The following is an 18,822-nucleotide window of genomic DNA, read 5'->3' on the forward strand; positions in this document are numbered from 1 at the left end:
CAATGTGACCCCCTGCAGGAAAGCGGTCCGTCGAGGCTCAGTCCTGGAGATGTCGCTGCTTGACCTCTGGACTGCCGACCGCGTCTTCACCCTAACCCTGCGCCGCGGAGAGGCGCCATCGGAGGCGGCGCGCCTCTATCCGATGGGGCGCGAGAGCGCCTCGGCGTTGCTCATGTCCTACTCCTGTGAACGTCACGGTCACGGCCAACGGGTTTGCGCGTCGCGGTGAGCTGTGCCGCTGCCGGACGCGCGGCCCGGTACCACTGAGCGCAGAACAGCATGACCAAGGCGAGCTCGAGCAGGTCGCCGCCGTAGTACATCAGCATCGCGCCCTGCTCGGCCTGGGCGGGTGAGGTTCGGCCGGGAGGGTGGCTGAAGATGTGCTTGGCCAGGATCGAGTGGGCGGCGATGGCCAGCACCAGCACGACCAGCCGCAACCGGAAGCTCGCGCGGTGCGGCGCGGGGTCGATGCCGATGATCGACACGGTGAAGAGGTAGCCGGCGAGAAATAAGTGGGCCAGCACGAGGTGGTGCAGGAGTGGGTCACCCAGCGTCGCGGTGCTGAGCGGGGTGGCGTAGAGCGCCCATAACGAGCCGGCGTTGATGAGCGCCGCCGGCGCCGGATGGGTCAGGAACCGGGCGATCGGCAAGTGCAGGAATCGGGAAAGGCGGCGAGCAGACCTGACGTCGAGCGTGCGCAGCGCCAGCGTGATCGGGGCGGACAGCGCGAGCAACAGCGGAGCCAGCATCCCGAGGAGAAGGTGGGCCGCCATGTGCGCCGCGAAGTCATGCTGTGCCGCGTCGGCGAGCGGGCCGATCACCGCCGCCGCGATGGTCGTGATCCCCAGCAGCCAGGAGATCACCCGGCGGGCCGGCCAGGGGCGTCGGCCGGCTCGCTGCTGGGAGGCGGCGGCCGCGAGGTAGAGCACCGCGGCAGTGCCGAGCAGCAGCGCCAGCGGCAAGCCCGGGTCGAAGCCGGCGTGGCCATGATGGGCGTGCACAGTCTTGCGGCGTTTCAGCCGGTGCGGCGCCGAGACGCCACGACGGTCAGCGCGACCCCGATTGCCAGCAGCGCCGCCGCGGAGGCGTTCCACGCCAGGTCGTACAGCAGGATTTCGACGTCGTACCGTATCTGGTGCACGCCCAGGACCTTGTGATCGATGACCCCGTCCCAAAGCTGGAATACCCCTGCTCCGGTGAAGAAGCCTGCCCAGGCCGCAATGTTAGAAAACGTGTTCCTGCGCCGCGTGTCTGCCAGCAGGAAGAATCCAGCCACCAGAGCGACCAGTTCGACCGCATGAAGCAGGCCGTCGGAGAGCAAGCCGATGTCAGGGGTCGAATTGTCATAGAAATGGTGCCAGCCCAGCACCTGGTGGAACACGATCTCGTCGACACCGGCCAGCACGGCGACGCCGATGAGGAACGCCGACCAGTACGACTTGTGTCCCAACACCGTGACCCGCTCGAAGCGAGAAGCAGCTTGCGCCATCCGTGCCCCCTTGATCGGTGTCCTCACGACCCTACGTCCACCGTCGCAGCCGTGTGTCGGGTGCTGGAACTGCAGACTCCTCAAGGAGACCTTCGGCCCTATTCGGTGAGCATCTCGCGGGTGATGCTGAAAGCGCCAGGTGCGCCTGCCGCAGGCGGACAGCTGCGGCGCCGAAGGAGATGCAGGCATGACGACCGTGTCGATCACATCGCGTGAGGGTAGTTCCCAAACGCCGCGTCAGAACCGGCGGAACGTGCTCGGAGATGGTCTGAGCCCGTACGTGTCGGGTGGTGCGCTGGCCGTCATCGCGGCGCCGGCCGCGGGTCTCACGGTGGCCTTCCCGTCGCTGCTGCACGGTGTCGCGGTGAGTAACGGAAATGTGCGGGGTACCGCTGTCGCGCTGTTAGCAGTCGGCCTGCCGGTCCTGATCGTCGCGATGATCGGAACGAGCCGAGGATCGACACGGGCGTTCGTGGTATGGCTGGGAACCCTGGGCTACCTGATCTATCAGGCGGTTCTGCTCTGTTTCGCAACTCCGATGAACAACCTGTTCCTGCTCTACGTCGCATACCTCGGCATGGCGGTCTGGAGCACGGTGATGCTGCTGCGAGCCACCGATCTGCGCGCCTTCGCCGCGCGACTGTCCGACGCCGTTCCAGCGCGGGGAATCGCCGCCGCGGCGCTGATCCTTGTCGTCCTGAACGCAGCCGCCTGGCTGTGGAAGATCGTGCCCGCGACGTTCAGCTCCAGGCCGGTCTCGGTGCTGGATGGGACGGGCCTGGTGGTCAACCCGGTCTACGTGCAGGACCTCGCGATCTGGCTTCCGCTGCTGACGGTGGCCGCAGTGGCATGTTGGCGACGCGAGAGCTGGGGGTTGTTGATCACCGCAGCGATGCTGGCGCTTTTCATCCTGGAGAGCATCAGTGTCTCAGTGGACCAGTGGTTCGGCTCGCATGCCGACCCGACCTCACCGGTGTCGTCGATGTCGATGACGCCTGTCTTCGCCGTCATCGCCGCGATCACCGCCGGGCTTCTCGCATGGTTCCTACGTGCGGTCGACGGAGCCCCTGGCTGATGTGCCCGTTCGAAAGCACACGTTGGGAGCAGACATGACTGAAATGCCCGTGCGGGACCGCGGCGCCACTACACGGCCGTTCCCGTCCAGTCGGCGGCTGGTCACCGCGGCCATGCGTGCCGGCAGGCGGATCACACCCATGACCGGGCTGTTCCAGGTGGACATCACCTCGGCTCGCCGCATGCTCTCTGACGCCGAGCCGCCGCTGTCATTGACCGCCTTCATCGTCGCCTGCGTGGGCCGGGCGGCGGCGAGCCATCCGCAGGTGCACGCCTACCGCGACTGGCGGGGGCGCCTCGTCGAGCACCGCCACGTCGACATCCAGGTGTTGATCGAGGTGCCGACCGGCCGGGGAGCGTTCGGGCTGGTCCACGTCGTTCGCGACGCCGACGTGCGCAGCGTCGCCGACATCAGCACTGAGATCCGAGCCGTCAAGGCGGACCCCGCTGGCGCCGGCAGCGGACGGCTGCTCCACACCCTCGCGCCGGCGTTGGGACGAGTGCCCGGTCTTTACCGGTCGATGTACGCCGTGATGAGCCGTTCCCACCACGCGCGCGAGGCCATCGGTACGGTGCAGGTCAGCGCAATCGGCATGTTCGCCGCCGGCGGCGGCTTCGCCATCGCCCCGCCCACGCTCGCATCTCTCGCCGTCGTCGTCGGAGGGATCAGCACTCGGCCGGTCGAGGTCGACGGCCACCTTGAGACGATCGAGCTTCTCGACCTGGCTGTCACCGTCGATCACAACGTCGTCGACGGCGCGCCTGCCACCCGCTTCGCAGCTGATCTCCGTCAGATCATGCAGGCGTGGGCCTCGCTGGCGTCGGTCTCGGCGACGAGCACCAGTTCGATCACCCACACGTGTAAGGACCTTCAGCCCTTCCGCGGCCCGCTTCGTGACCCACCACTTCGGCTTTGACGACTTCATCGAGGCCTATGACGTGTTCTCGCACGCCGGGGAGACCGGTGCGCTGAAGGTCATCCTCAGCCGAACCCGTTGAACGACTCGGGGATCGGGGGAGCCCGATCCGGTCGGCGGGTCGCGCCCAGCTCAGAGGGTCGGTGACGGGGAAGCGTCTCGGGCCTTTGGACTCTGCCCGGCCGGTCGCTGGGTCGCGAGAATGAGGCCATGACAACTGCACAGTTCATCGACTTCGACGCGCTGCGTGCCAATGGCGGCATGGTCCACATCCGGTCGGCCCGCTCGACCGATCGAGACGCGTTGCTCGCGTTGAACGCAGCCGCATCCGACCGTTCCCTCTATCTCCGGTTCTTCGCGACCAATCGGCTGGCGGCCGACTCCTACGTCGAGGTGCTGCTTGAGCCAGCCAGCCAGCAGCATCATGCCCTGGTCGCCGAGGTCGACGGCGCCGTCATCGGCGTCGCCGCACTCGACCGCGACTCTGCCGACGCCGCCGAGATCGGCCTGCTGATTTGCGACACCCATCAGCATGAGGGCGTTGGGACCCTTCTGTTGGAGCACCTAGCAAGCGTGGGGAGGCGCCTCGGTGTCAAACACTTCGTCGCAGAGGTGCTGACCGGAAACGGCGCGATGGCGCGTGCCCTCACCGACCTCGGCTTCGCATGCACGGCGCAGATCGACGCCGGCGTGATCCGGTACCTGTTCGCCCTGAAGCCGACCGAAGCGATGGTGGCGGCGATGGACAGTCGGGATCAGACCGCCGAGCTGGCCAGCTTGCGTCCGCTGCTGCGCCCCGCCTCGGTAGTCGTCGTCGGCGCCGGTCAGCGCGAGCGGTCAGTGGGGCGTCAGGTGCTGGGAAACATCGTGCGTGGTGGTTTCACAGGATCGCTGTACGTGGTGAACCCGCGGCATTCTCAGGTGCTGGGGGTGGCGTCCTATCCCTCTGCGGCCGAGCTTCCAGCGACTCCGGACCTGGCCGTGATCGCCGTTCCCGCTGACCAGGTCATCTCGACGGTGACCGACTGCGGCAGGCGTGGCGTGGGCGCGGTGCTGGTGCTGACGGCGGGGTTCGGCGAGTACGGCGTGCAGGGCTCAGCGCAGCAAGACGAGTTGTTGACGGTGACCCGGAGATACAGCATGCGGCTGGTCGGCCCCAACTGCCTGGGACTTCTCAACACCGATTCCACCGTCCGGTTGAACGCCACCTTCGCGCCGCTGTCGCTGACCGCCGGCGGGTTGGCCCTGGTCTCCCAGTCAGGCGCCCTGGGAATCGCCGTCCTACGGGCGGCCGAGCGTTGCGGCTTGGGGGTCTCGCAGTTCGTGTCGGTCGGCAACAAGGCCGACGTGAGCAGCAATGACCTGCTGACGTGCTGGGAGCGCGATGAGCGCACCCGAGTGATCGCGCTGTACCTGGAGTCCTTCGGCAATCCGCGCCGGTTCGCTCGGATTGCCCGCCGGGTGTCACGGACGAAGCCGATTCTGGTCATCAAGGCGGGCCGTTCCGAAGCCGGCCGCCGGGCCGGGCAGTCACACACCGCAGCAGCGGCCTCATCCGATGCGGTGGTGGACGCGTTGTTCGAGCAGGCAGGCGTGCTCCGGATGAACACCATGGAGCAACTGCTCGACACCGTTCGCGCGCTGTGTGATCAGCCGCTTCCGGCCGGACCGCGGGTCGCCATCATCGGCAACTCCGGAGGTCCGGCGATCCTGGCCGCCGACGCCGCCGCAGCCGGGGGACTGGCAGTGGTCGAGCTGAGCCCCGAGGTTCGGGCGGAGTTGGCCGCTGCGGCGCCAAGCGCTGCCTCCACCCAAAACCCGGTCGACCTGGGCGCCGGGATACAGCCCGCGCAAGTGCGGGCAGCGATCGAGGTGTTGCTGAACTCCGCCGAGGTTGACTCGGTGCTCGTGGTCTTCACCGAGACACTGGTCGCTGACCCCGCCGAGCTCACCGCGGCAGTGAGCCAGGCCGCGGCCCGGTCGGACAAACCCATCGTGCTCACCCAGGTCGGTGAGCAGGCCCGGTCGATTCCGTCGGACGGGATGAGCCGCCCGCTGCCTGTCTTCGCCTTTCCCGAACCAGCCGCGCAGGCACTGGCCTCGGCGTGGCGTTACGCCCAGATCCGATCGACACCGCATTCGGCGGTCATCCGACCGCTGGGTCTGGATGTCGAGGGCGCTCGCCGGCTGATCACCGAACAGCTCGGATCTGGGCAGGAATGGCTCGGCGCCGGCGAGGCCGCCCATCTTCTTGCGGCATATGGCATCGTGCTGTGTCCCCAGCGCGTGGCCCGATCGCTGCGGCAAGCGCTCTCCGGCGCAGCCGAACTCGGCTATCCGGTCGTCTTGAAGCTCGCGGACGGCACCGTTCACAAGAGCGACGTCGGAGGTGTCCGAACCGATCTGGTCGATGAGGCCTCGCTTCGAGCCGCCTACCAGGAGATGGTCGGCGACCGCCTGGCGAACGTGCTCGTCCAGCCGATGGTGACCGGCGGCACCGAGCTGATTGTCGGCGGCCTTCAGGACCGCCAGTTCGGCCCGGTCGTGATGGTCGGCGCCGGCGGGGTCTTCGCAGACCTGATGGCGGATCGGCGTTTTCGGCTGGCGCCGCTCAGCGCTCAGGACGCCGAGGCCATGATCGAGGAGCTGCGCTTCGGCAAGCTGCTGGACGGCTACCGTGGCCGGCCTCCGGTGTCCCGAGCTGCCTTGGCACAGCTACTCCTCCGGCTGGCGCTGCTGATCGATGACCATCCGGAGATAGCCGAGATCGACCTGAACCCCGTCATCGGCCGCGGCGAAGAACTGACCGTGGTGGACGTCAAGGTTCGGGTCGCGGCGGCTGCGGTCCGCGCCGACTCAGCCGTCCGAGGACTGGCTCCGACAGCGTTCCAGCTCCGCGCGGCAAAAGGCGCCGAGCTCGTCGGTCAACCCTTTCCTGGATGACCACCTGACATCAGGCATTGATCGTGCTCGTGAGTGCTCGCCTTGCCTGTGCGTCGACGCGCGACCAGCCCTGCAGCCCTCATCCCCGCATCACTACCGTTGCAGTGGTGAGCGACAGAGAACAGAACGTTTCATGGCGGCCGGACATGCTGGGCGAGGGGTACTCCCAGCATGTTCTCGACCTGGGAGCTGATCCTGACGGCGAGGGCGCCATCGCGGCGGTGCTCGTCCGGCGTGACCGGCATCCGGCGGAGGTCGCGCACGGCGCGGTGCTCTACGTGCACGGGTTCTCCGACTACTTCTTCCAGACCGAGCTGGCCGACTTCTTCGCCGAACGCGGCTTGGCGTTCTTCGGCCTGGACCTGCGCAAGTCCGGGCGGGCCCGCCGGTCAGGGCAGACGGCGCATTACGTCTCCGACCTGGCCCTGTGCGACGCCGAGCTCGAGGCGGCGCTCGACGTCGTGTCCGGCGAGCACCCCGGGCAGCCGGTCGTCGTCGTGGCGCACTCGACGGGCGGGCTGATCACGCCGCTCTGGCTGGACCGCCGTCGCCAGGCGGGCAGGGTGGCGCCGGTCGCCGGGCTGATTCTCAACAGCCCGTGGTTCGACCTGCAAGGCAAGGCCGTCCACCGTGGACCCCTGACGCAGGCGCTGCGCGTCCTGGGCAAGGCCCAGCCGTTGCGCCCGCTGAGACTGCCCACCGGCGTGTACGGCTCGACGATCCACACCAGCGGCACCGGTGACTGGAGCTTCGACCTGGAGCTCAAGCCGCTGACCGGTTTTCCGGTGACCCTGGGCTGGCTCAACGCCGTCCGCCGTGGCCACTCCCGCCTGCATCGCGGACTGGACATCGGGGCGCCGTCACTGGTGCTGCGCTCGGACCGCACGCATTTGTCCACGCGGTACTCAGAGCTCAGCGATCGGGCCGACACCGTGCTCGATGTCCAGCAGATCGCTCGCTGGGCCGGTTGCCTGGGCGGTGAGACCACCGTGGCGCCGATCCCGGGAGCGCGTCACGACGTCTTTCTGTCCTTGTCCGAACCGCGACACGAGGCCTACACCCGAGTCGAGCGCTGGCTTGGCGAGCATGGCTTGACCGGGGAGTCGCCGCGTGGCGAGAAGGAGCATCAGCCCGCGACGCAGGACATGTCCAGCCGATGAGGCGGTCGTCGCGGCGGCGCGGCGGGAGCCGGCCGGCTTCTATCCTGGCCGGATGAACCTGGAGTTCAGCGGCGAGCTGTGGTTTTGGCGAGGGCCGGCGCCATGGCACTTCATCACCGTCGCCGAACCGGAGTGCCGCCAGCTGGAAGCGGCCTCCCCGGTGCTCTCCTACGGCTGGGGGATGATCCCGGTCGCGGCGAGGATCGGGGCGACCGAGTGGAAGACGTCGCTGTGGCCTAAGGACGGGCTCTATGTCGTGCCGGTCAAGGCGTGGGTGCGCAAGGCCGAAGGGCTGGAGTTGGGCGACGTGCTGACGGTGCGCCTGAGCCTGGACCTCTGAGCGGCCCGGCCAGCCACTAGCCGGCTCAAGCTGACATGGTCGACAACCCTCAGGTGCTGGCCGGCCGGCGACCACCTAGCCTGAGCAGATGACCGACCCCGAGCAGCAGGCCCGGCAGCGCCCCGACCCGGCCGGCGGGCCGTTGGCCGACCTGCTGGTGATCGACCTGTCCCGGGCGCTGGCCGGCCCGCACGCGGCGATGATGCTGGGCGATCAGGGCGCCCGGGTGATCAAGGTCGAGGCGCCGGGGCACGGCGATGACACCCGGGGCTGGGGGCCGCCCTTCCTCCACCCCACCGAGGGCGAGCGCGAGTCGACCTACTTCCTGTCCTGCAACCGGAACAAGGAGTCGATCACCCTGGACCTGAAGGACCCGGCCGGCGCGGCGACGCTGGCCCGGCTGGTCCGGCAGGCCGACGTCCTGGTGGAGAACTTCCGAACCGGAGTGCTCGACCGGCTGGGATTCTCGATGGACAGGCTGCACGAGCTCAACCCCGGTCTGGTGATCCTCTCGATCACCGGCTTCGGCCACGACGGCCCCGAAGGCGGCCGGCCGGGCTATGACCAGATCGCCCAGGGCGAGGGCGGGCTGATGTCGCTGACCGGCTCATCGCCGGATGAGCCGACCAAGGTCGGCGTGCCGATCGCGGACCTGCTGGCCGGGATGTACGGCGCCTACGGGGTGCTGGCCGCCCTGCACGAGCGGCGCGCCACCGGCCGGGGTCAGGTGGTGCGCACCTCACTGCTGGCCGGCATGGTCGGCGTGCACGCCTTTCAGGGCACCCGCTACACGGTGGCCGGCGAGGTGCCGCAGGTGGCCGGGCGCCACCATCCCTCGATCTGCCCGTACGGGCTGTTCTCAGCCGCGGACGGGATGGTGCAGATCGCGGTGGGCAGTGACCGGCTGTGGGAGGCGTTCGCGGCCGCTTTCGGCCTCGACAGGCCGCAGTGGTCCCGCAACGCCGACCGGGTCGCCGACCGCGAGGCGGTGATCGCCGCCGTCGACAAGGCCTTCGGCGGCTACACCCGGGAGCGGTTGATGGCGCTGCTGTCCGAGCTGGGCACCCCTGCCGGGCAGGTGCGCTCGCTCGATGAGGTCTATGAGTGGGAGCAGACCCGGTCGCAAGGACTGCTGATCGAGGTCGAGCATCCCAGCCTTGGCGCCGTGGCCCTGCCCGGGCCGCCGGTCCGCTACGACACCGGCGGACGCCAGGAGCACCAGCCGCCGCCGACGCTCGGGCAGCACAATGACGCGGTTCTGGCGTGGCTGGACGAGGTGGACCCGCCCGAGGCCGGCTAGCCGCTGGTTGCAATCGCTAGTTGCAATCGCTAGTTGCAATTACGAGAGCCGGAGTCGCTGAACGGGGTGCTGCTGTCAGGCACGAAGGACCAGGTGTAACTGGTGGGCCGCAACGTCGTCTTCAGCACTCCGAAGATGTTCGACTTGCGCACGACGCTGTTGGCCGCGGTCGTTCCGAAGCCGCTGTAGAACGAGCCACCGGTCCCCACCACGATCTCGGTCATGCCGGTCGAACTCGCGGCTCCGGAGGCGCTCATGGGTGCGAAGCGCTCATAGCTGTGGGAATGCCCTGCCAGGTACAGGTCCACCCCGGCCGCGACCATGGCATTGACCAGCGGGGCGATGTCGGAGCTGGCGAAGCTGTTGGAGCTCCACCGCGGCCGATGGCCGAACACCAGGGTGCACTTCGTGGGGTACTGGGCGAGGTCGGCCTTCAACCACTTCTCCTGCGGTGAGCCGACGGCACAACCCACGCCGTTGTTGATTCTGGTGCATTCGGTGTTGATCGCCACGATGTGCCAGCTGCCGAGATTGAAGCTGTAGTACCCGGGGCAGTTGGACAGGCAGCTCGAGCCGCCGGTCGCAGCTGTCTTGAAATAACCGAAGTAACCTGCCGCGCCGCTCGTGCCGTACTCATGGTTGCCCACCACAGGACGGGTGAGCGTCTTCAGCACGCCCCACGATTTGTCATAGGAGGCGAGGAAGTCACTGGAACTGCCTGAGTTGTACTGGGCGTCACCCAATTCGAGCACCGTTTTCGGGCGGATGCCCTGGACGAGGGCCGCTGTGGCCTTCATGTGGCAGTGCCCGGCGACACCCAACCCCCCATTGAAGTCGGCGTCATCGGGATCGCAGGCGATGTCGCCGGCCGCGGCGATCACCGGATCCGCGGTCGGCGTGGGGGAGGGGGTGGCGGTGGTGGTCTTGGTCGCGGTCGGCGTGGGCGTCGGGGTGGCGGTTGTGGCCGGAGTGCTGGTCTTGCTGGGGCTGGTGCTGGGCGTGGCGGTGCTGCTGGATGGTGGGGTCGTGCTGGGCGCGGTGCTGCTCGACGGTGGGGCGGTGCTGCTGGATGGTGGGGTCGTGCTCGGCGCGGTGCTGCTCGGCGCGGTAGTCGTGCTGGGCGCGGTGCTGCTGGGCGCGGTAGTCGTGCTGGGCGCGGTGCTGCTCGGCGGCGGGGTCGTGCTCGGCGCGGTGCTGCTCGGCGCGGTGCTGCTCGGCGCGGTAGTCGTGCTGGGCGCGGTAGTCGTGCTGCTCGGTGGCGTGGTCGGGCCGCTGGCGGTTGTCGGGTCGGTGGGCGTCGGGGTAGCCGTGTCGGTGGGCGTCGGGGTAGCCGTGTCGGTCGGCGTCGCGGTCGTGGCGCCGGGTGTCGCCGTCTGGCTGGCTGTGGCTGTCTCGGACGGGGACGCCGTGTCCGTGGGCGTCGCGGTGCTGGGGGTGGGGGTGGGGACGCCCGTGCCGCTGTTCTCGGTGATGAGCAACTGGGGTGGATTGGCGCCCTCGCGACTGTCGGCCCAGCGGGTGGCGGTGGCCGTGGTGGTGAGCGCGAAGGAGTAGCTGCCGTTGCCGGTCACCACCGAGCTCACGTCGGCGGTGGCGCGGGTGCCCGCAGTGAGGGCGCCGGTGGTCGAGATCGCCGATCCATAGGCCGGCTTGTTCGCATACGTCAGCGTCGCCTCGTTCCAGTCGCCGGTAACCAGGCGCACCGCGGTCCTGGTCGATCCGCTGGATTGGCTGTAGTAGCTCAGCGTCGCTGAACCGGGCGGGCCGGACAGCCCGGTGACCTCGAAGCGCAGGTAGCTGATCATCGTCGTCGTGCTGGAGCCGTTGCTGGCCAGCTGGAGCGCGCTGCCGTAGTTCGTCGCGGACTGGTCCGATCGGACGTAGGCGTCCGCCGAGGCTGTGAGCGTGAGGGTCGTGCTGGAGGCCGTCGTCGGACTCGCTGTCACCGCGATGAGGAGGGCGATCGCGGTGGCCACCACGCAGCCGAGCGCGCGACCGGCCGCAGTTCGCACCCGGTTCGACCAGGCCCCTGCGGCGTACCGCCCGGCGGCCATCACTCACCTTCCAGGATCTCGTCGACGGACTCTTGAGCGGCGGCCTGCTGCACGACGCCCACGTCCAGCGCTGCTCGAGCCGCCGCGAAGTCTTGGGCGAGGCAGGCCGAGGCCGCCGTGGTGAAAGTCGTCATGGGCGGCTGCATCGCTGTCGCCAGCTCTTGCCCCGCAGGAGAAAGGCCTCGCAGCGCCGGTAGGGCAGTCGACAGCGCCCGCGCGGCAGTGTCGAGCGGTCGGCACTCAGCGGCGTCGCCGGTCGCTACCGCGCGTTGGGCCCGCAGCAGCGCGTCGTTGAACCTGACCTTCACCGCGTCGTTGGCCAGGAACCAGCGTTGAATCGCGGCGTCCGTGCCCGGGATCGGACGGCTGCCGCCCTGCTGCGCCAGCCCGCCCAACGCCAACGGCTCGCCGGCCGCAGCCGGCGCCACCTCGCCTGCGGCGTTTGACGGGTTTGGGGAATCAGCGCTGGAGCACCCTGCCGACAGCACGACTACACCTAGCGCGGCCGCCTCAACAAGCCGAATACCCGTACTGCGCATCCTGATGCTCCCGCTTGCCGTGAGGCCCGGAGCCGCAGGATCTTTTCACCGACGCGTAGCCTCGCCTGACAAGTCTGCTGCGAATCGTTGCCAGTGCAGACACCGAGTTGGTAACGAATGATTGATCATTCGTCGTCGAGGCGGATGAATGCGGATCGGCGCCGCAGTCCCGGCTTCTGGTCGGATGTGGTGCGGTGGAAAGTCGCATGTGTGCGGTAGAAATAGGGATGGATCAGCGCTACCGCCTGCCCACCCGCCCGGTCACGGACCCTCGGGCGGTCGTGCGAGGTCCGGACTACCGGATCACCGTGCTGGCCGACGGTCTGCTGCGCCTGGAGCATTCCGCTGACGAGGCGTTCGAGGATCGCGCCTCGGCGTTCGCGATCAACCGCGAGCTGCCGGTGCCGGCCTTCGAGGTGGTCGAGACCGATTCCCATCTGGAGGTTCTCACCGAGCGGTTGCAGCTGGTCTATGACCGCGGCCCGTTCTCGACCTCGGGGCTGAGCGTGCAGGTCCGCGGCGGGGTGAGCAGCTGGCACAGCGTCTGGCGCTACGGCGACCGCCCGGCCGACGGCGACGGCAATCTCGGCGGCACCGCCCGCACCCTGGACATGGCAGACGGCGCGCTGCCAGTGGAGCCAGGGGTGCTCTCGCGCAACGGCTACGCGATGATCGACGATTCGCGCACCCCGGTCCTGAACTCCGACGGCTGGGTCAGCCCTCGGCCCGGCGACGCCGAGGACCTCTACGTCTTCGCCTACGGCCGGGACTACCCGCAAGCGCTGCGGGCCCTGTACGCGCTGTCCGGAGGGCAGCCGCTGCTGCCGCGCTGGGCGCTGGGCAACTGGTGGAGCCGCTATCACCGTTACAGCGCCGCCGAGTACCTGGCGCTGCTGGACCGCTTCGCCGAGGAGGGCATCCCGTTCTCCGTGGCGGTGCTGGACATGGACTGGCACCTGGTCGACGTCGAGCCGCGGTTCGGCAGCGGTTGGACCGGCTACACCTGGAACCGCGAGCTGTTCGAAGACCCGCCGGCGTTCCTGGCCGAACTCCACCGGCGCGGGCTCAAGGTCACCCTCAACGACCACCCGGCCGACGGCGTGCGCGCCTACGAGGACGCCTACCCGGCGATGGCCCAGGCGCTGGGCCTGGACCCGGCCAGCGAGCGTCCGATCGCCTTCGACGTGACCGACCCCGACTTTCTGACGGCCTATTTCCAGATCCTGCACCGGCAGTTGGAGGAGCAGGGCGTCGACTTCTGGTGGCTGGACTGGCAGCAGGGCCCGCACAGCCGGATCGCGGGCATCGACCCGCTGTGGATGCTCAACCACTTCCACTTTCTCGACAGCGCCCGCGACGGCCGGCGGCCGCTGACCTTCTCTCGCTACGCCGGCCCCGGCAGCCACCGCTATCCGGTCGGCTTCTCCGGCGACACCATCACCACCTGGGCGTCGCTGGACTTCCAGCCGGAGTTCACCGCGACCGCGTCCAACATCGGCTACGGCTGGTGGAGTCACGACATCGGCGGGCACATGGGCGGCGCCAAGGACGACGAGCTGGCCACCCGGTGGCTGCAGCTCGGGGTCTTCTCACCGATCTGCCGGCTGCACTCGGTGCTCAGCCCGTTCACCAGCAAGGAGCCCTGGCAGTTCGGGCCTCAGGCGCGACAGGCGATGACCAGCGCGCTCCGGCTGCGCCACCGGTTGCTGCCCTACCTGCACACCATGAACCACCGGGCCGCCCACCAGGGCGTGCCGCTGGTGACGCCGATGTACTACGAGTACCCGTGGTCACCGCACGCCTACCGCGTCCGGAACCAGTTCGCCTTCGGCAGCCAGCTGATCGTCGCCCCGATCACCGCCCCAGCCGATCGGCGGCTGCTGCTGGGCGCGGTGACCGCGTGGCTGCCGCCGGGAACCTGGGTCGACCTGTTCACCGAGCTGGTCTATGACGGCGACCGGGAGATGCGGCTGCACCGCGGGCCGGACAGTGTTCCGGTGCTGGCGCGGTCCGGCGCCATCGTGGTGCTCGACGACGCCGCGACGCCGGCCGCCGACAACCCGGCGGCTCTGGAGGTGCTTCTGGTGGTCGGCGAGGACGGGTCCTTCGAGCTCGTCGAGGATGACGGCCTCGGGCCAGGTGATGACCGGCGACGGTGGGCGAGCACTCCGCTGAGCTTTGATCAGGCCACCGGCGTCCTGCGGATCGGCCCGGTCAGCGGCAATGCCGGGTGCCTGCCTGCCCGGCGCGGCTGGACGGTGACGCTGCTGGCCTACGACGGCGGCGCGGCCGAGCCGCGGGCCAGCGTCGACGGCGCGGCGGTCCCGGTCACCGTGCGCCGCGACGGCCGCCGGATGAGCGTGCGGGTGGCCGAGGCGCCGGTGAGCTCGACCGTCCGGGTAAGCCTCGGCGCCCGGCCGGCGCTTGCCCCCAACGACGTCGAGGACAGGCTGTTCGCCCTGCTGCACCGGGCTCAACTGTCCTACGAGCTCAAGACCCAGGTCTTCGAGGCGGTCCGGGCCCAGACGCCGTTGACCACCAGGCTGTCGCAGCTGCAGGCTTTGGACTCGGGCGCCGCGCTGGAGGCGGCGGTCTTCGAACTGCTTCTGGCCAGGCCGGCCGGCGCCGACCCAGCGCCGGCTGCGGGCTGAGCGCGAGGCACGCGCGCTGGTGGTGGCCTGTGCTGCGAGGCCACCACCAGCGTGCGGCTGAGGATCAGGTCAGGTTGGCGACCGAGGCGTACATGTCGTACACCGCGGTGTCGAAGTAGGAGGCCCGGTTCCAGCCGGTGGAGGGCTCCAGGGTGGACATGGCCCCGTTGGAGTAGCCGAGCCCGGTGTTGTTGTCATAGCCGTAGAGCCACGGCGAGCCGGACGATCCGCCGGTGAAGCCGCATTGCAGGGCGATCGTGTACTCGCTGCCGAAGCGGGTGGTGTTGCCCTGGCAGGCCCACTGCCAACCGCCGTCATAGGGGTAACTGGCCGGGTAGCCCAGGATGGTGATCGGCAGGTAGAAAGACTGGTTCCACGTCAGGCCGTTGCCTCCGACCACGTTGACGACGGCCCCGTACTGGTTGGGCCACATGGTCACCATGCCGACGTCGCGGTTGAGGTCGGAGTTGTTCATCCACGAGGTGAAGGTGGTGAAGTACTTGGCCTGCCACTGACCGTAGGGCTGGGAGCCGTAGTTGTAGAGCGGCACGAACACCCAGTTGGTCATCCACGTCTTGCCCGCGCCGCCGTGGATGCAGTGGCCGGCCGTCAGCACCAGTTGCTTGGAGCCGCTGTTGAGCGTGGAGGCCGAGCAGACGTAGTTGCCGCCGGTCACCGGGTCAGTGAAGAACACCTTGCCCACCGTGGAGGAGGCGTTCACTGCCTGCGCTGAGATGTCGCCGCGTCGTGACTGCTCGGCGCGCCGGTCCTGGGGGACCGGCTTGATGGCCGCTGTCGGAGCGATCTTTCCGGGGGCGCCGGCCTTGTGGCTGGACTGCGCCGAGAGGGTCGAGGTCGGGCGTGGCGCCAGGCTGTCAGCGGAACGGGCCTTGGCCTTGCGCTCCTTCGTCCAGTACGCGGAGGTGGAATCCAGCTTGGACGCTGACGTCGCCGCCACCGTCGTGCTCACCGAGTCGCTCAACCCGCCTGGCGCCGGCGCGGCCTGCGCGCCAGGCGCCACGACCGTCAGGCCCAGCGCCACCACCCCGGCCACCAGCCCGGCAACCGGCCATTGTCTGCGATTGAACATGAGTTCTCCTTCGCAATGCGAGCAGCTGTGCGGGGGCCTGATCAGGCCCTTGCCGGCTGCTGACCGAGATTTTCTCGGCGCATGACGAAGCTATACAAATCGGACAAAAGAATACGAGAGTGATGTTTCAATCGTTATCTGAGACAGGGTGCTCCGCCGGCAGGTCAGCCCGTCCGGTTGGGACGCCTGCCCCACACAACGGCTGCCAGCGCCATCCCGCCGAGCAGGACGCCGAGGGCGCCCAGCCCGAGCGCGGTGTTGGCCCGTGCGTCGCTGCCGCCCTCCGAGCTGCCGGACACAGTCAGCTGGGACGGGCTGGCCGACGCTGATGCCGTGCTGCCGGCTGGCGCCGTGCTGCCAGGCGATGCCGTGCTGCCGGTGGACGTCAGGTGCCCGGCCGAGTCAGTCCCACTCGCCGCCGCCAGCTTCAGGACGGGCGCCGGATGCTCGGGCTCGGCGGTGCTGCCCTCGGCGGCTTCCTCGATCCACGAGACGACCGCGCCGTCGCTGTAGGTCTGGATCGCCTTGAACGTCATCGACGGCGCCTTGGGCAGCGGGCCGACACTGATCGTGAACTGGTTGAACTCACCCGGCTTGATCGCGCTCGCGGCGCTGTCGGCCTTCCACTCGATGACGCTGACCGCCTCGCTGGCGCCGGAGCCGACCGGGCTCGCCGGCTTGGCCTTGGTCACCGTGTGGGCCCAACCGGGAGTCGGCAGCACCGACACCGACGCCAGCGGCTGGTCGGGCGGCAGCTGCACCTTCAGCCTTGTGGTGCTCGCCGTGTCCGACTCGGTAGGCACCTTGAACGTCAGGCTGGCGTACCCGCCTTGCACCGCAGCCGGGCTAGACACGCTCACATGGGCCGCGGCCGCGCCCGCGCCGAGAAAACCAGCTGCCCAGGCGCCGAGCAGGACGACTGCGACGGCTAGGCCACGGTGATAGCGACTCACGAGGATCTCCTTTGGTCACACTTCGAACGCCCAGGCGGCGAGGGTGTGCCGCAGTAGTCCTTCGGAGCCCTCGGTTGGTTCCTGGCCGAGGCGTAGCGAGGCGTAGCTCACACCGATGACAGCCGTCTGTGTCGCCAACAATGCCGGGCCACGCCGGCCGGGTTGGGCACTGATCGCCAGTGCCGCCATCATGGTCTCCTTGACAGAGTGGGACGATCAGGCACGAAGCGCCGAGGAAAGGGGTGCCCCGCCGTGCGGGTGGTGATCGCGGTGGGCGGCAACGCGATGACCGCGGCCGACGGCTCGGCCCGTCCGCAGGACCAGCAGAGCGCTATCGAGCGGGCCGTCGAACCGATCGCCGAGCTGATCTGCGCCGGCCATCAGGTGGTGCTGACGCATGGCAACGGCCCGCAGGTGGGCAACCTGCTGGTCAAGAACGAGCTGGCCGCCTCGGTGGTGCCGCCGGTGCCGCTGGACTGGTGCGGCGCGCAGACCCAGGCCACCGTCGGCCTGTTGATCCTCAACGCTCTCGACCGGGCACTGGCCGCCCGGAACTCGCAGGCGCGCACCGCGGTGGTCGTCTCGCGCACCGAGGTCGCCGCGGACGATCCGGCTTTCAGCGCGCCGTCCAAACCGATCGGGCGCTACCTCAGCAGGGCCGACGCGGCCGTGATGACCGGCCACGGCCAGCACTGGCAGGACCGCGGTGAGCGGGGCTGGCGCCGGGTGGTCGCCTCGCCCGAGCCGCTGCGCTGCCTGGACGCCCCGGCCGTGGTGGCCTTGCTGGCCGCCGGCTTCGCGGTGGTGTGCTCCGGCGGCGGCGGCATCCCGGTGGTGGCCGACGGCAGCCCCGGCGGCTACCGCGGCGTCGAGGCCGTCATCGACAAGGACCTGACCGCGGCCCTGCTGGCCGACGCGCTGGCCGCGGACCGGCTGGTGATCGCCACCGACGTCGAGCACGCGGTGCTCGGCTGGGGCACCGACAGCGCGACGCCCCTGGCCGGCGTCGACGTGGACGACCTCGAAGCGCTCATCGCCGAGGGCGCCTTCGCCAGCGGCAGCATGGCGCCGAAGGTGACCGCCGCCTGCCGGTTCACCCGCCAGAGCGGCAAGCCGGCGGCCATCACCTCGCTGAGCAAGATCGCCGACGCCCTGGCCGGGGTGGCCGGCACCATCGTGCGTCCCGCGCCGTCCCGGCCGGGGCGCCCAGCAGGCGCCGACGGCCCGTCTGCCTAGAATCGCCCGACCCGACAAGGAGAACCGATGCCTGATCCGATTGAGGTACGCAAGGTCGCGCTGCACAGCGTGTCCGATGCCAGCGAGTTCACGGCGCTGATCACCGACGGCGTGCTCGAAGCCGACCGGGTCGTCGCTGTGATCGGCAAGACCGAGGGCAACGGCGGTGTGAACGACTACACCCGGATCATCGCCGACCGCGCCTTCCGAGAGGTGATCCAGGCCCACGGCAGCCGCTCCGCCGAAGAGGTCAAGCAGATCCCGATCGTCTGGTCCGGCGGCACCGACGGCATCATCTCCCCGCACGCCACCATCTTCGCCACCACTGACCCGGCGTCAGCCCCGGCCACCGACGAGCCCCGGCTGACTGTCGGCTTCGCGATGAGCGAGGTGCTGCTGCCCGAAGACATCGGCCGCACCGCCATGATCAGCAAGGTGGCCGCTGCCGTCACCGAGGCGATGGCCAAGGCCGGCATCACCGACTCCGCCGACGTGCACTACGTCCAGACCAAGACGCCGTTGCTGACCATCGACACCATCCGCGACGCCAAGAGCCGCGGTCACGACGTCTTCACCGAGGACACCCTGCACTCGATGGACGTCTCCAACGGCTGCACCGCGCTCGGCATCGCGGTGGCCCTCGGTGAGATCGAGATGCCCACCGACGCCGACGTCATGCGCGACCGGTCGCTGTTCTCGGCAGTGGCCTCCTGCTCCTCGGGGGTGGAGCTGGACCGGGCCCAGGTGGTGGTGGTCGGCAACGCTCGCGGGATCGGCGGCCGGTACCGGATCGGGCACCACGTGATGGCCGACGCCCTGGACGCCGACGGCATCTGGGCAGCGATCCGCGACGCGGGCCTGGAGCTGCCGGACCGCCCGCACAGCTCTGACCTCGACGGCCGGCTGGTCAACGTGTTCCTCAAGTGCGAGGTCTCGCAGGACGGCGTCGTGCGCGGACGGCGCAACGCGATGCTGGACGACTCGGACGTGCACTGGCACCGCCAGATCAAGGCGACCGTCGGTGGCGTGACCGCCGCGGTGACCGGTGACCCTGCGGTGTTCGTCTCGGTGTCGGC

Annotated in this window: 17 protein-coding genes; 10 read left to right on the plus strand and 7 right to left on the minus strand. The window is 69.3% G+C overall.

The window, feature by feature from the left end; genetic code table 11:
• Window positions 1–170: 170 nt before the first annotated feature.
• Window positions 171–1,001: a cytochrome c oxidase assembly protein gene (locus VGB75_09565; protein HEY0167279.1), complete on the minus strand. Its 831-nt coding sequence runs from the start codon at window positions 999–1,001 to the stop codon at window positions 171–173.
• Between the two features lie 14 nt (window positions 1,002–1,015).
• The gene (locus tag VGB75_09570) at window positions 1,016–1,489 is read right to left on the minus strand and encodes a DUF2243 domain-containing protein (protein ID HEY0167280.1); all 474 of its coding nucleotides are present in this window, start codon (window positions 1,487–1,489) and stop codon (window positions 1,016–1,018) included.
• 187 nt (window positions 1,490–1,676) lie between these two features.
• Here VGB75_09570 and VGB75_09575 point away from each other — a divergent pair, with 187 nt between their 5' ends.
• The 6 genes from VGB75_09575 (at window position 1,677) to VGB75_09600 (ending at window position 9,223) form a co-directional block, all read left to right on the plus strand.
• Window positions 1,677–2,564, plus strand: a complete 888-nt coding sequence (locus tag VGB75_09575; GenBank protein ID HEY0167281.1) for a hypothetical protein — start codon at window positions 1,677–1,679, stop codon at window positions 2,562–2,564.
• Window positions 2,565–2,598: 34 nt separating this feature from the next.
• Entirely contained in the window at window positions 2,599–3,480 is an 882-nt protein-coding gene (locus tag VGB75_09580; protein ID HEY0167282.1) for a 2-oxo acid dehydrogenase subunit E2, read from the plus strand.
• Window positions 3,481–3,690: 210 nt separating this feature from the next.
• Entirely contained in the window at window positions 3,691–6,423 is a 2,733-nt protein-coding gene (locus VGB75_09585; protein HEY0167283.1) for a bifunctional GNAT family N-acetyltransferase/acetate--CoA ligase family protein, read from the plus strand.
• A gap of 107 nt (window positions 6,424–6,530) precedes the next feature.
• A complete protein-coding gene (locus tag VGB75_09590; GenBank protein HEY0167284.1) occupies window positions 6,531–7,583 on the plus strand; it encodes an alpha/beta hydrolase in 1,053 nt (350 codons plus the stop codon).
• 52 nt (window positions 7,584–7,635) lie between these two features.
• Window positions 7,636–7,923 carry a DUF1905 domain-containing protein gene (locus VGB75_09595; protein ID HEY0167285.1) on the plus strand — a complete coding sequence of 96 codons (288 nt, stop codon included), beginning with the start codon at window positions 7,636–7,638 and terminating at the stop codon, window positions 7,921–7,923.
• An 88-nt stretch (window positions 7,924–8,011) separates the two neighbouring features.
• Window positions 8,012–9,223, plus strand: a complete 1,212-nt coding sequence (locus VGB75_09600; protein HEY0167286.1) for a CoA transferase — start codon at window positions 8,012–8,014, stop codon at window positions 9,221–9,223.
• Between the two features lie 29 nt (window positions 9,224–9,252).
• On the opposite strand, the gene VGB75_09605 is transcribed toward VGB75_09600, so the two are convergent.
• On the minus strand, window positions 9,253–10,104 hold the full coding sequence (locus VGB75_09605; protein ID HEY0167287.1) for a metallophosphoesterase: 852 nt from the start codon (window positions 10,102–10,104) through the stop codon (window positions 9,253–9,255).
• Here VGB75_09605 and VGB75_09610 point away from each other — a divergent pair.
• Window positions 10,082–10,777: a hypothetical protein gene (locus VGB75_09610; protein HEY0167288.1), complete on the plus strand. Its 696-nt coding sequence runs from the start codon at window positions 10,082–10,084 to the stop codon at window positions 10,775–10,777. The genes VGB75_09605 and VGB75_09610 overlap by 23 nt on opposite strands.
• 499 nt (window positions 10,778–11,276) lie before the next feature.
• On the opposite strand, the gene VGB75_09615 is transcribed toward VGB75_09610, so the two are convergent.
• Window positions 11,277–11,765 carry a hypothetical protein gene (locus VGB75_09615; protein HEY0167289.1) on the minus strand — a complete coding sequence of 163 codons (489 nt, stop codon included), beginning with the start codon at window positions 11,763–11,765 and terminating at the stop codon, window positions 11,277–11,279.
• A gap of 278 nt (window positions 11,766–12,043) precedes the next feature.
• Here VGB75_09615 and VGB75_09620 point away from each other — a divergent pair, with 278 nt between their 5' ends.
• Window positions 12,044–14,467: a TIM-barrel domain-containing protein gene (locus VGB75_09620; protein ID HEY0167290.1), complete on the plus strand. Its 2,424-nt coding sequence runs from the start codon at window positions 12,044–12,046 to the stop codon at window positions 14,465–14,467.
• Between the two features lie 64 nt (window positions 14,468–14,531).
• Here VGB75_09620 and VGB75_09625 read toward each other — a convergent pair whose 3' ends face one another.
• The 3 genes from VGB75_09625 to VGB75_09635 form a co-directional block, all read right to left on the minus strand.
• Window positions 14,532–15,557 (minus strand): hypothetical protein, encoded by a 1,026-nt coding sequence (locus VGB75_09625; GenBank protein HEY0167291.1) that lies wholly within the window; start codon window positions 15,555–15,557, stop codon window positions 14,532–14,534.
• Window positions 15,558–15,721: 164 nt separating this feature from the next.
• Window positions 15,722–16,510 (minus strand): YcnI family protein, encoded by a 789-nt coding sequence (locus VGB75_09630; protein HEY0167292.1) that lies wholly within the window; start codon window positions 16,508–16,510, stop codon window positions 15,722–15,724.
• Window positions 16,511–16,525: 15 nt separating this feature from the next.
• On the minus strand, window positions 16,526–16,702 hold the full coding sequence (locus VGB75_09635) for a hypothetical protein (GenBank protein ID HEY0167293.1): 177 nt from the start codon (window positions 16,700–16,702) through the stop codon (window positions 16,526–16,528).
• Between the two features lie 60 nt (window positions 16,703–16,762).
• Here VGB75_09635 and VGB75_09640 point away from each other — a divergent pair, with 60 nt between their 5' ends.
• Together VGB75_09640 and VGB75_09645 are read left to right on the plus strand one after the other, a co-directional pair.
• Entirely contained in the window at window positions 16,763–17,746 is a 984-nt protein-coding gene (locus VGB75_09640; GenBank protein HEY0167294.1) for a carbamate kinase, read from the plus strand.
• Between the two features lie 27 nt (window positions 17,747–17,773).
• A partial coding sequence (locus tag VGB75_09645) for a ring-opening amidohydrolase (protein ID HEY0167295.1) occupies window positions 17,774–18,822 on the plus strand: 1,049 nt, incomplete at its 3' end.

The organism is Jatrophihabitans sp., assembly GCA_036399055.1.
Taxonomy (GTDB): domain Bacteria; phylum Actinomycetota; class Actinomycetes; order Mycobacteriales; family Jatrophihabitantaceae; genus Jatrophihabitans_A.